Genomic DNA, 13,212 nt, shown 5'->3' with positions numbered 1-13,212 from the left:
ACAAGGCGGTCCCCGGACCGCCTTGTTTCTTTCGGACGCGCCTCTACTGTGGACACTCGTTTGACAGGGGGATAAACCTGCGGGGACCAAGTTTTTTGTGCGCCGAGAGAGCCCTATGCCAACCCTGAACGACATCCGATCGACCTTTCTGAACTACTTTGAAAAACAGGGGCATGAGGTCGTGGCGTCCAGCCCGCTGGTGCCGCGCAACGACCCGACGCTGATGTTCGTCAATTCGGGCATGGTGCAGTTCAAGAACCTGTTCACCGGCCTGGAAACACGTGACTACAAGCGCGCCACCACGGCGCAGAAATGCGTGCGTGCCGGCGGCAAGCACAACGATCTCGACAATGTGGGTTACACGGCGCGCCACCATACATTCTTCGAGATGTTGGGGAACTTCTCGTTTGGTGATTACTTCAAACACGAAGCGATCCCATTCGCGTGGGAGCTGATCACCAAGGAATTTGGGATCGACAAGAACCGCCTGCTGACAACGGTCTATCATACCGATGACGAAGCGTTTGAAATCTGGAAAAAGGTCGGTGTACCCGAAGACCGGATCATCCGCATCGCCACCAGCGACAATTTCTGGCAGATGGGCCCGACCGGCCCCTGCGGCCCGTGTACCGAGATCTTCTACGACCACGGAGACCACATCTGGGGTGGTCCTCCGGGCTCTGCCGAAGAGGACGGCGATCGGTTCATTGAAATCTGGAACGTCGTCTTCATGCAAAACGAGCAGTTCGAAGACGGCTCGATGGTCGAGCTCGACATGCAGTCGATTGATACGGGCATGGGGCTCGAGCGGATCGGTGCATTGTTGCAGGGCAGCCATGACAATTATGACACCGATCTGTTCAAGGCCCTGATCGAGGCATCGGCCGATGCAACCGGCGTGGATCCTTACGGGGATCAGAACGTGCACCACCGCGTGATCGCGGACCACCTGCGTTCGACTTCGTTCCTGATTGCTGATGGCGTGATGCCCAGCAATGACGGCCGCGGCTATGTTCTTCGCCGCATCATGCGTCGTGCCATGCGTCATGCGCATCTGTTGGGTGCCAAGGATCCTGTCATGCACCGGCTTGTCCCGGCATTGGTACAACAGATGGGCGGTCACTATGCCGAGTTGACCCAGGCACAGCCATTGATCGAAGAGACTTTGTTGCTTGAAGAAACGCGTTTCAAGCAGACGCTGGACCGGGGGTTGAGGCTGCTGGACGATGAGGTGTCCGGCCTTTCCGAGGGGGCGCCTTTGTCCGGTGAAGCGGCATTCAAACTGTATGACACCTACGGTTTCCCACTGGACCTGACACAGGATGCTCTGCGTGAAAAAGGCCGGACAGTTGACACCGAAGGCTTTGAAACGGCGATGGCCGAACAAAAGGCCAAAGCGCGGGCTGCCTGGGCCGGGTCCGGTGAAGCCGCGGATCAGGCGGTATGGTTCGATGTTCTGGACAGCGCCGGGGCGACCGACTTCCTTGGCTATGACACCGAGAAAGCCGAAGCTCAGGTTATGGCACTGGTTGTCGACGGTGCCTTGGTTGACAAGATCGAAGCGGGCAACAGCGGCTGGGTCGTGGTGAACCAGACGCCGTTCTATGGCGAAGCTGGTGGCCAGGTGGGCGACACCGGCGAGTTGCGGCGTCTTGAAGATCGCGATCACCTCAGCCGGGTGGAGGACACCAGAAAATTCGCCGATGGGAAGGTCTATGCACATAAGGTGACGGTCTTCAGCGGTGCCGTGTCAAAAGGCGATTCTGTCGAACTGGAAGTCGATCATGCGCGCCGCACGGCAATCCGGGCCAACCATTCGGCCACGCACTTGCTGCATGAAGCGCTGCGGGAAACGCTGGGCGACCATGTGGCGCAACGCGGCTCGCTGAATGCGGCGGATCGTCTGCGGTTCGACTTCAGCCATTCCAAAGCGCTGAGCCTGGAGGAAATCCAGAAGATCGAACGTGAGGTGAACGATTTCGTCCGCCAGAACTCGGCTGTCGAGACACGGGTCATGACACCGGATGACGCGCGCAAACTGGGCGCGCAGGCACTGTTCGGCGAGAAATACGGTGACGAGGTGCGTGTTGTTTCGATGGGCAAGGCACCTACAGGCAAGGGCCATGATGGCGAAACCTGGTCGATCGAACTGTGCGGCGGCACCCACGTGCGCCAGACGGGTGACATCGGCACCTTTGTTATCCTGGGCGACAGCGCAAGCAGTGCCGGCGTGCGCCGCATCGAGGCACTGACCGGGGATGAGGCGTTCCGTTACCTTTCGGCACAGGATCATCGTCTTGCGCAGGTGGCGTCGGAACTGAAGGCGCAGCCGGATGATGTGGTGGCCCGCGTGAAAAGCCTGCTGGAGGAACGCAAGTCATTGCAGAACGAAGTGGCGCAACTGCGTCGAGATCTGGCGATGGCCGGCGGGAACGGGCAGGGCGGTGGTGCCGAAGCGCGTGATGTGAACGGCGTGAAATTCATAGCGCAGGCCCTCAGCGGGGTGTCCGGCAAGGATCTTCCGGCATTGATCGACGAACACAAGGCGCGTCTTGGGTCGGGGGCGGTGTTGCTCATCGCGGATACCGGCGGCAAGGCCGCGGTTGCGGCTGGCGTCACCGAAGACCTGACAGGAACCGTTTCGGCGGTCGATCTGGTCAAGGCCGCCGTGGTGGAATTGGGCGGCAAGGGCGGCGGCGGCCGCCCGGATATGGCCCAGGGCGGTGGACGGGATGCGTCAAACGCGGATTCGGCGATCAAGGCCGCAGAACAGGTTTTGGGAGGATAAGATGGCCGCACTCTGGATTGCACATGTGACGGTGACCGATGCTGAGGCGTATGGAAAATATGCCGAATTGGCCGGGCCGGCCATTGCCAAGCACGGGGGCACTTTCATCGCCCGTGCGGCGCGTTACGTTCAGTTGGAAGGCAAGGAACGGCCACGCAACGTTGTTGCCCGTTTCCCGTCGCTTGAAGCGGCTGTCGAATGCTATAACTCGGATGACTATCAACAAGCATTGAGTCATGCGCGCGACGCCAGTGAACGTGAATTGGTTGTGGTTGAAATCACGGAGTGAACGTCTGCGTTCACGAAGTGTAGCGCGGTTTGCCCGGTAAACGGGCAGCCAATAGGCAATCATTGGCTTATGCCACGATCGACCTTGGAAACTCAGCTCGCAAATATGGGCTGAGTTTATTTTTTCATTATTTCAATTACTTGTCAGGTCACGCCGTCGCGGATTTGCGCGTTTAGCGCCTGAATTGTGGCTGCTTCACCCAAATTCTTGCGCAAAAAGGTCAGATTGACGGACGAATTTCCGCCCTTTTTCCCCTTCAACTTTTTAGGTGATTGCCTGCGCGGGGTTGTTCGCGGATAGTTTCACGAATCGGAATGCGACCCTGTTTGACGTGCAATCGTACGAAGAACATCGGATTGGGGTACAGGTATGAAACACTTCACAAATCTGGCCAAGCGGTTTGGTGCAAGACTTCTGCCGGTTTCAGTGCGGGCTTTCAGCATCAGTTTTTTGGGCGTTTGCACCATCGCCATGGCCCCCGCCGCACATGCTTCCGGGAACGGGTTTATCCCAAGTGTCGCGTCCTCGCCGCCACCGTCAGGAGCTATCAACCTGTGTGCTCAGTACCAATGGGCCTGTGCAGGAAAACGATCCGTATCCATGTCCAGCCAGCAAGAACTGAAGGTTGTCGAACAGGTAAATCGGCGCGTGAACAGATCGACGCGAGAAGTCACCGATCAATCTCAGTACAAGATGACCGAGCGTTGGGCTCTTCCGACAGCCAGGGGTGGCGATTGCGAAGACTTCGCGCTGTTGAAGAAAAGGGATTTGATCCATGCCGGCGTCGATCCAAGTAAACTGTTGATCGCTACGGTTCTGGACACGCGTCGGGTGCCTCATGCGGTGCTGGTGTATCGCTCTTCAAACGGTGATTTGGTTTTGGACAACCTCACAAACCGTATCAAACCCTGGACGGCGACGCGGTACCTGTTTCTTCGCATGCAAGACCCGAACCGGCCCGGACGTTGGGTCGGTGTGTACGGCCATAGCTGAGGAAACCTGAAAGTCTTTTTGACAAACTGAATACCGGTGCAATCGTATCTTGCACCGGTAATATTGCTTCCCAATTAGAACGTTTCGCCGCCGCCTTCGTTTTCGCCGCCGCCTTCGTTTTCGCCGCCGCCTTCGTTTTCGCCGCCGCCTTCGTTTTCGCCGCCGCCTTCGTTTTCGCCGCCGCCTTCGTTTTCGCCGCCGCCTTCGTTTTCACCGCCGCCTTCGTTTTCGCCGCCGCCAGAACCGCTGCCTTCGCCCCCTCGGCCAGTGCCACCGCCGCCGGTGCCGCCGTTTTCACCGCTTGTGCCGCCAGATCCACCGCTTGAACCGCCGCCTCCTCCGAAATCCGGGCTGCTGTCGACTGTCTCATCGGACGGACCATCTCCGGATCGCTGATCACTTGCGCCGATCGAGGCCGTGGGAAAATCAGAAAGCAAGTCTGCAAGTGGTGTACATTCAGCTCCAACACGCGCCAGAATTTGATCGAAATCGTGCCGGCGTTGAATGTATCGGATCATGCCCGATGTCACAGCGTCGCACTCACATAACACCTGTGCGGATGCTGCGGATTGTCTGGCTGTTTGAACGGTACATGTTCCGGCTGCGAAAGCTTCGCCCGCGGGCGAAAACAAAAACGTCGTAGCAACAAAATACAGCGGGATATTGCGGGACCGGATACCCATTTGGAACTCCTCGAAACTCGATACTTTACTACGTGTTCATATGAACCACCGAAGCGAGTGTGTTTATGAACGACGTCACACAACTGGCACAATTTCACCTTAAACGGGTCTCAATCACAATATGTGGATTGGGGGAGTGATGGAGAATTAATGCAACCTAAAGAAGAAATATTAATCTTTTCAATTGAAAACCGGGCGTAGTGCCCGGTTGTCCGTTTTTTATCTTTCGTCCGTTTGGACGCAAAATTGCCACACTTGGGCAATTGTTTCCGATTGCGGCAGCGGTCTGCCGGGTAAATCAGGCCGACTTGGCCATCCGCTTGCGCTCGTGCGGGTCAAGATAACGCTTGCGCAAGCGCACTGCATTCGGGGTGACTTCGACCAGTTCGTCGTCGTCAATATAAGCAATAGCCTCTTCCAGCGAGAACTGAATATGCGGCGTTAGACGAACCGCATCGTCCGAGCCACTGGCGCGTACGTTTGTCAGCTTCTTGCCTTTCAGCGGGTTCACTTCCAGATCATTGTCACGAGAATGCTCGCCAATCACCATGCCTTGATAGACATCCGTTTGAGGACCGACAAACATCCGGCCACGCTCCTCCAGGTTCCACAGGGCATAGGCCACGGCTTGGCCATTCTCCATCGAGATCAGAACACCCGCCCGGCGGCCCGGGATCGGGCCTTTGTGCGGCGCCCAGCCATGGAACACGCGGTTCAGAACACCTGTGCCGCGGGTGTCAGTCAGGAATTCGCCGTGATAGCCAATCAGGCCACGGGACGGTACGTGCGCGATGATGCGGGTCTTGCCTGCACCTGCCGGGCGCATCTCGACCAACTCACCTTTGCGGGCCCCGGTGATCTTTTCGATCACGGCGCCCGAGTATTCATCGTCCACGTCAATGGTGACTTCCTCGATCGGTTCCAGCCGCTGGCCGTTTTCTTCACGGAACAGAACCTGAGGGCGCGAGATGCTGAGTTCGAACCCTTCACGGCGCATGTTCTCGATCAGAACACCCATCTGCAATTCGCCGCGGCCCGCAACCTCGAAAGCCTCGCCGCCGGGCGTGTCGGTGACGCGAATCGCGACATTGGATTCGGCTTCTTTCATCAGGCGATCACGGATGACGCGCGACTGAACCTTCTTGCCGTCACGACCGGCCAACGGAGAATCATTGATGCCAAAAGTTACGGTGATCGTCGGCGGGTCGATGGGCTGTGCAGGCAGGGCTTCTTCGACCTGCGGAGCAACCAGAGAATCTGCCACGGTGGCTTTGCTCATGCCGGCGATGGTGACGATGTCACCGGCTTCGGCCACATCGATAGGTTGCTGAGCCAGCCCACGGAATGCCAATATTTTTGAGGCGCGAAAGTTTTCGATCAACGATCCGTCACGGCTCAGGGCTTTCAGGCTGTCGCCAGCTTTCAATGTGCCGCTTTCCACACGACCCGTCAGAATGCGGCCGATGAAAGGATCGCTGCCCAAAGTGGTGGCCAGCATCCGGAACGGCTCGCCCTTATGCGCGATCTGTTTCGGGGCAGGAACGTGATCGACGATCAGATCAAACAGTGCGCTCAGGTCCTTGCGCGGGCCGTCCAGCTCCATATCCGCCCAGCCTGAACGGCCTGAGGCATACATGGCCGGGAAATCCAATTGATCATCATCGGCACCGAGGTTTGCGAACAGGTCAAAGCATTCATCCAGTGCGCGATCAGGTTCCGCATCCGGCTTGTCGACCTTGTTCAGAACCACGATCGGGCGCAGGCCCAGCGCCAACGCCTTCGACGTCACGAATTTGGTCTGCGGCATCGGGCCTTCGGCGGCGTCAACCAGCAGGACAACGCCATCGACCATGCTGAGGATACGCTCGACCTCACCACCGAAATCGGCGTGGCCGGGGGTGTCGACGATGTTGATGCGTGTGTCTTTCCATTCGACCGAAGTTGCCTTGGCCAGAATGGTGATGCCACGCTCGCGCTCCAGATCGTTGCTGTCCATGGCGCGTTCCGCCACGGCCTGGTTTTCCCGGAACGCGCCGGATTGTTTGAGCAGCTCATCCACCAGGGTCGTCTTGCCGTGGTCCACGTGAGCGATGATTGCGATGTTGCGCAGGTCCATGAGAGGTCAGCCTTTGAACGGGAAGTTGCCGCGCGCATAGCGCGGCGCGACAAAATATACCAGCCCTAACCGATGATCAGTGACCGGCAGTCTTGGAAAAGAGGTGAATGATCAGGATTCCGGACAAGATCAACGTCAACCCCAGGATCGCAGGCCAATCCAGCCTTTGGCCGAACACGATGAATCCGATCACGGCGATCAGAAAGATGCCCAGACCGGACCAGATCGCATAAACGATACCGACAGGCATGTATTTCAGCGTCAGCGCCATGAGGTAAAATGCGAGTCCGTACCCTACGACCACAAGGACGGACGGCCAGAACCGCGTGAATTGTTGACTAGCCTGCAAGGCCGTGGTGCCAATGGTTTCCGCAACAACAGCCAGCATCAGATACAGATACGCTTGGGGCATTTTGATCCTCGAAACAGGAAAGATACCCTCGCGTTGAGCATGAAACCGAAGGGGTGGGCAAGGCGATTTTTTGGGTCTGAGGATATGAGAATACCATCTGAGGTCAGGTATACCTGACTATTCAGAGAATCGAATTGGTGTAGTCTTCTCAACGTATTTTATGATTTGTTATTGAGTTTTGAGTTATGACGACATTTTCGAAATCCGTAATATTTGCTGCGGGTCTGACAGTGGCGATTGGGTGGCTTGCTGACGGGGGGTCCGTCGAAGTTGAAGCAGCCAACATGGTTGAACAGTTTGATGGTAGTAGTGTTTTTTAAGCGCCACGTAGAGCTTAGCAGGGAAAAAGGAGCCGTCGGGCTCCTTTTTTCTTTTCTGCCTAGTGGTGTACAGCCTCGACGCTCTGGAAGTGTGCAGCCAGTTGCGGTTGCAGCCAATCCCACAGCCCGGGAGAACCTGCTGCAATCGCAGGCTGAACGCGTGCCTCAAGCTGGGCATATGTTACCTTGTAATCGACCCACGATCCGCCACCGGTTTCCAGATTGGCGACAGGTGTCTGAAAACGATCAACGGCTTTGGCGAACCTGGCGTCGGGGCTGTCTGCCGCTTCAAACTCGTGCCACAATGTCGTGAAGGTGTTGCATTGCGTGTCGGGCAGCAACCCGAACAAGCGCTTGGCCGCCGCTTGTTCCTTGGCTGCTTGCGCTGCGTGATCGACCTGCCCGTGGATCGGATTGTCGCCAGCGTCGATTTCGACGATATCGTGCAGCAACAGCATCTGAAGGACCCGATCAACACTGATCCCCGGGGGCGCGTTTTCAGCCAGGACCCAGGCGTAGAGCATGATGTGCCATGAGTGTTCTGCCGAGTTTTCGAAACGATCACCCGCCATCAGCCGCGAGGCACGGAGAACGGACTTCAGCTGATCAGCTTCGGTCAGAAACGCCAGCCGTGTCGTAAACGCGTTGGCCTGCGTATCTGCACCAGCCAGCAGGTTTGCGGCGTGCTCGTAGGCCAGTGGAAAAACCTTTTCCAGATAGGCGGCGCGACCGCCTTCGAGATTTGAACGCGCTATGTCCACGTGATCCGGATTGGGGTTCGGGGCACACAGAACCTGAAACAGTGGCTGACAACGATCCAGAACCTTTGCAAACCGGGCGTCGGCGGTCTGATCCTCTTCAAATTCACGCCAGACAGCGTGAAACGCATCGGCCTGATCCTTTGGCAACAGCCCAAACAGCTCTTTGGCTGCGGCTTGCTCGGCCTTGGCAACCAGGTTCCAATCAGTCTCAAGGTGAATTGGGTGGTCGCCGACAACGATTTCAACAAGGTCATGCAGCAATAGCATGCGTATGACCCGATCAATCGAGACATCCGGCCCTGCCAACGGGGCCATGACCAAGGCCCACAAGGCCAGATGCCAGCTGTGTTCTGCCGAGTTTTCGGGTCTGGACCGGTCAAGCAGGACATTTGCCCGCTCGACCATTTTCAGTTCGTCGGCCCGTTTCAGAAATGCGATTTGCGCCGACAAACGGTCGGTCATTGCTTTTCGATCGCCTTCTGCTTTGCACGATGCGCAGACAAGCGTTTGATCACGAACTGCCTGGCTTTCCGCTCAGCCAACCGAACACGAATTTCCGTCAGAAACGCCTCTTCCAGAGACTGAGACGCGGCCCCGAGCACTTCACCAACTTCGACAAAGAACCTGTCTTCGCCTGTCTCATCCATAACCTTCATCGTATCTTCGGCCAGTTTGGCGGCAAGAGATGTGATGGTGTCGGACATCAGCGGGTGTTCTCGGTCAGGCGGCGTTTCACATAGTCGCTGACATTGGTGATCAGCGTATCCATATGACGATCCTGAAAGAAGTGATCTGCACCTTCTACTTCGGTGTGAGTGATGGTGATTCCCTTCTGCTCGTGCAGCTTGTTCACCAGCGAGGTCGTGTCAGCCGGTGGCGCCACCCTGTCAGCGGTGCCGTTGATGATCAGGCCGGAAGACGGGCAGGGGGCAAGGAACGAAAAGTCATACATGTTTGCAGGGGGCGATACACTGATGAACCCCGTGATCTCAGGGCGGCGCATCAGCAGTTGCATACCGATCCACGCACCGAACGAGAAACCTGCGACCCAGCAGTGTTTCGAATTGTTGTTCATCGATTGCAGGTAGTCCAGCGCCGACGCCGCATCGCTCAGCTCGCCCACGCCCTGATCATACTCGCCCTGGCTGCGACCGACGCCGCGGAAGTTAAAGCGCAACACGGTGAAACCCATGTTGTAGAAGGCATAGTGCAGATTGTAGACCACCTTGTTGTTCATGGTCCCGCCGAACTGAGGGTGCGGGTGAAGCACGATGGCGATCGGTGCGTCTTTTTCCTTTTGCGGGTGGTAGCGGCCTTCCAGGCGGCCTTCGGGTCCGGGAAAAATCACCTCGGGCATGTGTGCTTTGGTCCTGTCTTTTTCGTACAGATGCCCGGATATACTTGACGATAATCGTCGGGCACCTTAGAACGGTTCTAATTGCATTGCATGGCGCTTTTCTGCGCTGTCAGTCGGAGATACGCACTGGCAACGTCGGCGTCAATGATTTCGCGCAAATCCTGCTGAAAGGGGGCATGGAATGAAGCTGTCGACCAAAGGGCGTTACGCAATGGTCGCCCTGGCGGATATTGCGCTCCAGCCGACGGAACGACTGGTGACGCTTGGGGAAATCTCCGAAAGGCAGGACATTTCGTTACCATATCTCGAGCAGCTCTTTGTCAAACTGCGCCGGGCGGACATGGTGTCTTCCGTGCGGGGGCCCGGCGGCGGGTATCGACTGGCACGCCCGGCATCTGAAATTCGTGTCGTCGAAATTCTGGCGGCCGTGGACGAAACCGTTGATGCGCTGCAAAAAGGGGCCGGAGCGTCCGGGGCCTCGTCCGGCAGCCGCGCTCAATCATTGACCAATCGGCTTTGGGAAAGTCTCAGTGCGCATGTCTATGTGTTCCTGCATCAAACCCGTTTGTCAGATGTGATCAAGAACGACCTCGCCCCGTGCCCGGCCGTTCCGAGCCTGTTTTCCGTTGTAGATGAATGATCTGAACGGGCGGGATAGGAAATGAAGTCTGTCGGCAAAAAAGATGTATCCATGAAACGTGTTTACCTGGATCACAATGCAACAACGCCGCTGCGCCCCGAAGCGAGGGACGCGATGATTGCGGCGATGGATGTCTGCGGCAATCCCTCGTCGGTTCATGCGGAAGGTCGGGCCGCCAAAGCTCTGATCGAGCGCGCCCGGGCCCAGGTTGCATCGGCCTTTGGGGCGGATGGAGCGGATATCGTCTTTACATCTGGGTCAACCGAAGGTTCGGCGCTGGCCTTGTCGGGGCGCCAATTGCACGGCGCGGCGATTGAACATGACGCGGTAAGAGCTTGGATCAAAGAGGATCTTACGGTTTCCGAGGTCGGAGACGTGCAGGTAATCGCGCCCGAAATGTCGACATTGCAATTGGCAAACTCAGAGACGGGGATTGTTCAAACACTGCCGTCCGGCCTAGCCGTGACAGACGCCACACAGGCTTTTGGCAAGCTGCCCGTCGCGTTCAACTGGATGAATGCCCAGATGGCCCTGGTCTCGGCGCATAAACTGGGCGGTCCAAAGGGTGTCGGGGCCGTTGTGATGCAGCGCGGAACCGATCTGGCAGCTCAGATCAAGGGGGGCGGCCAGGAAATGGGCCGCAGGTCAGGAACCGAAAATGTCATTGGTATCGTGGGGTTCGGGGCCGCAGCTGAAGCTGCGATGCAGGATCTGGCCAATGGCGTTTGGGAGCAGATCGAAGAATTTAGAAATATTCTAGAAAACGCTCTTGAGGCCGCTGTAAAATCACCTATTTTTGTCGGGAAAGGGCGGCAACGCCTGCCGAACACCCTGTGTTTTGCTGCGCCCGGGTGGAAGGGCGAAACCCAGGTCATGCAAATGGACCTGTCGGGATTTGCGGTCAGTGCGGGCTCTGCCTGTTCCAGCGGCAAGGTTCGTTCCAGCGCGGTGCTTACCGCCATGGGATTTGACGAGGAAACGGCCAGCAGCGCACTCCGCGTATCGCTGGGACCTCGGACAACGGAAGAAGATGTGCTGCGTTTCGCCGAAACGTGGCTTGAGAAAGAGAAAAAGCATCGCGCGCGCGCCGCGTGATCTGACGGAGGGTAAGTTATGGCCGCTTTGGACCAGACCCAGGTGAAAGAGGGTGTCGATCAGGAAACCGTGGATGCGGTGCGCGAGGTCGGAACCTATAAATACGGCTGGGACACGGACATTGAAATGGAGTACGCGCCGAAAGGTGTGAACCCGGACATCGTTCGTCTGATCTCGGAAAAGAATGAAGAACCGGAATGGATGACCGAGTGGCGTCTGGCCGCGTTTGAACGCTGGACCAAGATGGAAGAACCGAAATGGGCCATGGTCACATATCCGAAGATCGATTTTCAGGATCAGTATTACTATGCGCGTCCGAAATCGATGGAAGAGAAACCCAAATCGTTGGACGATGTCGACCCCAAGCTGCTGGCCACTTACGAAAAGCTTGGTATCCCTCTGAAAGAACAGATGATTCTGGCCGGCGTCGAAGGTGCTGAGGATGCGCCGGCCGAGGGGCGCAAGGTTGCTGTGGACGCGGTGTTTGACTCGGTGTCCGTCGGCACGACCTTTCAGGCCGAACTGAAAAAGGCCGGTGTGATTTTCTGTTCGATTTCCGAAGCGATCAAGGAACATCCTGAGCTGGTCAAAAAGTATCTGGGCACTGTGGTTCCGGTGTCGGACAACTTTTATGCAACTTTGAACTCGGCCGTGTTTTCGGATGGGTCCTTCGTCTACATTCCGCCCGGTGTCCGCTGCCCGATGGAGCTGAGCACCTATTTCCGCATCAACGCCGAAAACACGGGCCAGTTCGAGCGCACTCTGATCATCGCTGACAAAGGCTCGTACGTGTCCTATCTGGAAGGCTGCACCGCGCCCCAGCGCGACACCGCGCAGCTGCACGCGGCCGTGGTCGAGATCATCGTCGAAGAAGATGCAGAGGTGAAATACTCGACCGTTCAGAACTGGTTCCCCGGGGATGAGAACGGCAAGGGCGGCATCTATAACTTTGTGACCAAACGCGCCGATTGCCGAGGTGATCGGTCCAAAGTGATGTGGACGCAGGTGGAAACTGGGTCTGCCGTGACCTGGAAATACCCGTCCTGCATCTTGCGCGGCAACGAAAGCCAGGGTGAGTTCTATTCGATCGCGATTGCCAACAACTATCAGCAGGCCGATACCGGCACCAAGATGGTTCATCTGGGCAAGAACACCAAGTCGCGCATCGTGTCCAAGGGCATCAGTGCGGGCAAGGCGCAGAACACCTATCGTGGTCTGGTCTCGATGCACCCGAAGGCCAAGGACAGCCGCAACTATACCCAGTGCGACAGCTTGCTGATCGGCGACAAATGCGGCGCGCATACAGTTCCGTATATCGAGGTCAAGAACAACTCCTCCCGCGTTGAGCATGAGGCGACGACATCCAAGGTGGATGACGATCAGCTGTTCTATTGCCGTCAGCGCGGCATGGATGAAGAAGAGGCCGTGGCTTTGGTGGTCAACGGGTTCTGCAAGGACGTTCTGCAAGCACTGCCGATGGAGTTCGCCATGGAAGCGCAGCAACTGGTGGCAATCTCGCTGGAAGGGTCGGTTGGCTGATGACGCGGGCGTCACGAAGCGGCATCCGGAAAGAAGACGTGCTGACCTGGCTGGGTTACGCGTTGCCGGTTCTTGGCGGTCTGCTGGGTATGGCTTACGTCAACATCAACCACATGGAATTCATCAACCCGGTTTGGGCGGTTGGCGGAGGGGCGATCCTGGGCTGGATCGTCGCGCGTCTGATCCGCAAGTTGCTGGGATAAGAAGGTTTCGGGGCCA

At 57.2% G+C, this 13,212-nt stretch carries 13 protein-coding genes; 7 read left to right on the top strand and 6 right to left on the bottom strand.

Annotation, left to right across the window (positions count from 1 at the left end; translation table 11 throughout):
- Positions 1-115: 115 nt before the first annotated feature.
- The 3 genes from alaS (at position 116) to GS620_RS03255 (ending at position 4,070) form a co-directional block, all read left to right on the top strand.
- Positions 116-2,788, top strand: coding sequence for an alanine--tRNA ligase (alaS, locus tag GS620_RS03265; RefSeq protein ID WP_171614039.1), 2,673 nt, complete (start codon positions 116-118; stop codon positions 2,786-2,788).
- Between the two features lies 1 nt (position 2,789).
- Positions 2,790-3,077 carry a DUF1330 domain-containing protein gene (locus GS620_RS03260; RefSeq protein WP_170344227.1) on the top strand — a complete coding sequence of 96 codons (288 nt, stop codon included), beginning with the start codon at positions 2,790-2,792 and terminating at the stop codon, positions 3,075-3,077.
- Between the two features lie 369 nt (positions 3,078-3,446).
- A complete protein-coding gene (locus GS620_RS03255; RefSeq protein WP_253283778.1) occupies positions 3,447-4,070 on the top strand; it encodes a transglutaminase-like cysteine peptidase in 624 nt (207 codons plus the stop codon).
- 74 nt (positions 4,071-4,144) lie between these two features.
- On the opposite strand, the gene GS620_RS03250 is transcribed toward GS620_RS03255, so the two are convergent.
- The 6 genes from GS620_RS03250 to GS620_RS03225 form a co-directional block, all read right to left on the bottom strand.
- Positions 4,145-4,588 carry a hypothetical protein gene (locus tag GS620_RS03250; RefSeq protein ID WP_171613444.1) on the bottom strand — a complete coding sequence of 148 codons (444 nt, stop codon included), beginning with the start codon at positions 4,586-4,588 and terminating at the stop codon, positions 4,145-4,147.
- A 463-nt stretch (positions 4,589-5,051) separates the two neighbouring features.
- Positions 5,052-6,869, bottom strand: a complete 1,818-nt coding sequence (gene typA / locus GS620_RS03245) for a translational GTPase TypA (RefSeq protein WP_152458021.1) — start codon at positions 6,867-6,869, stop codon at positions 5,052-5,054.
- A 76-nt stretch (positions 6,870-6,945) separates the two neighbouring features.
- Positions 6,946-7,281 carry a multidrug efflux SMR transporter gene (locus GS620_RS03240; RefSeq protein WP_152458020.1) on the bottom strand — a complete coding sequence of 112 codons (336 nt, stop codon included), beginning with the start codon at positions 7,279-7,281 and terminating at the stop codon, positions 6,946-6,948.
- 379 nt (positions 7,282-7,660) lie between these two features.
- Positions 7,661-8,824, bottom strand: coding sequence for an HD domain-containing protein (locus GS620_RS03235; RefSeq protein ID WP_171614037.1), 1,164 nt, complete (start codon positions 8,822-8,824; stop codon positions 7,661-7,663).
- A complete protein-coding gene (locus tag GS620_RS03230) occupies positions 8,821-9,066 on the bottom strand; it encodes a hypothetical protein (RefSeq protein ID WP_152458018.1) in 246 nt (81 codons plus the stop codon). Before GS620_RS03230 ends, GS620_RS03235 begins: the two co-directional genes overlap by 4 nt.
- On the bottom strand, positions 9,066-9,719 hold the full coding sequence (locus GS620_RS03225) for an alpha/beta hydrolase (protein ID WP_152458017.1): 654 nt from the start codon (positions 9,717-9,719) through the stop codon (positions 9,066-9,068). Before GS620_RS03225 ends, GS620_RS03230 begins: the two co-directional genes overlap by 1 nt.
- Before the next feature lie 181 nt (positions 9,720-9,900).
- On the opposite strand from GS620_RS03225, the gene GS620_RS03220 reads away from it, so the two are divergent.
- Genes GS620_RS03220 through GS620_RS03205 form a run of 4 tightly spaced genes read left to right on the top strand, consistent with a single transcriptional unit; the run spans position 9,901 to position 13,196 of the window.
- Positions 9,901-10,359: an Rrf2 family transcriptional regulator gene (locus tag GS620_RS03220; RefSeq protein WP_171115867.1), complete on the top strand. Its 459-nt coding sequence runs from the start codon at positions 9,901-9,903 to the stop codon at positions 10,357-10,359.
- 51 nt (positions 10,360-10,410) lie between these two features.
- On the top strand, positions 10,411-11,454 hold the full coding sequence (locus tag GS620_RS03215) for a cysteine desulfurase family protein (RefSeq protein ID WP_171614035.1): 1,044 nt from the start codon (positions 10,411-10,413) through the stop codon (positions 11,452-11,454).
- Positions 11,455-11,472: 18 nt separating this feature from the next.
- Complete coding sequence (sufB, locus tag GS620_RS03210) at positions 11,473-12,993, top strand: Fe-S cluster assembly protein SufB (protein WP_171204775.1); 1,521 nt, start codon at positions 11,473-11,475, stop codon at positions 12,991-12,993.
- Positions 12,993-13,196 (top strand): hypothetical protein, encoded by a 204-nt coding sequence (locus GS620_RS03205; RefSeq protein WP_152458013.1) that lies wholly within the window; start codon positions 12,993-12,995, stop codon positions 13,194-13,196. The genes sufB and GS620_RS03205 overlap by 1 nt, the downstream gene beginning before the upstream one ends.
- The last annotated feature ends 16 nt before the right edge of the window (positions 13,197-13,212 follow it).

Source organism: Ruegeria sp. HKCCD6428 (genome assembly GCF_013110595.1).
Classification (GTDB): Bacteria; Pseudomonadota; Alphaproteobacteria; order Rhodobacterales; family Rhodobacteraceae; genus Ruegeria.
This window is presented reverse-complemented; position numbering and strand designations above follow the sequence as displayed.

Bases quoted from the DNA above. Each gene is read 5' to 3' on its own strand.
- alaS (WP_171614039.1), top strand. From the start codon at position 116: ATGCCAACCCTGAACGACATCCGATCGACCTTTCTGAACTACTTTGAA.
- GS620_RS03260 (WP_170344227.1), top strand. From the start codon at position 2,790: ATGGCCGCACTCTGGATTGCACATGTGACGGTGACCGATGCTGAGGCG.
- GS620_RS03255 (WP_253283778.1), top strand. From the start codon at position 3,447: ATGAAACACTTCACAAATCTGGCCAAGCGGTTTGGTGCAAGACTTCTG.
- GS620_RS03250 (WP_171613444.1), bottom strand. From the start codon at position 4,588: ATGATCCGATACATTCAACGCCGGCACGATTTCGATCAAATTCTGGCG.
- typA (WP_152458021.1), bottom strand. From the start codon at position 6,869: ATGGACCTGCGCAACATCGCAATCATCGCTCACGTGGACCACGGCAAG.
- GS620_RS03240 (WP_152458020.1), bottom strand. From the start codon at position 7,281: ATGCCCCAAGCGTATCTGTATCTGATGCTGGCTGTTGTTGCGGAAACC.
- GS620_RS03235 (WP_171614037.1), bottom strand. From the start codon at position 8,824: ATGACCGACCGTTTGTCGGCGCAAATCGCATTTCTGAAACGGGCCGAC.
- GS620_RS03230 (WP_152458018.1), bottom strand. From the start codon at position 9,066: ATGTCCGACACCATCACATCTCTTGCCGCCAAACTGGCCGAAGATACG.
- GS620_RS03225 (WP_152458017.1), bottom strand. From the start codon at position 9,719: ATGCCCGAGGTGATTTTTCCCGGACCCGAAGGCCGCCTGGAAGGCCGC.
- GS620_RS03220 (WP_171115867.1), top strand. From the start codon at position 9,901: ATGAAGCTGTCGACCAAAGGGCGTTACGCAATGGTCGCCCTGGCGGAT.
- GS620_RS03215 (WP_171614035.1), top strand. From the start codon at position 10,411: ATGAAACGTGTTTACCTGGATCACAATGCAACAACGCCGCTGCGCCCC.
- sufB (WP_171204775.1), top strand. From the start codon at position 11,473: ATGGCCGCTTTGGACCAGACCCAGGTGAAAGAGGGTGTCGATCAGGAA.
- GS620_RS03205 (WP_152458013.1), top strand. From the start codon at position 12,993: ATGACGCGGGCGTCACGAAGCGGCATCCGGAAAGAAGACGTGCTGACC.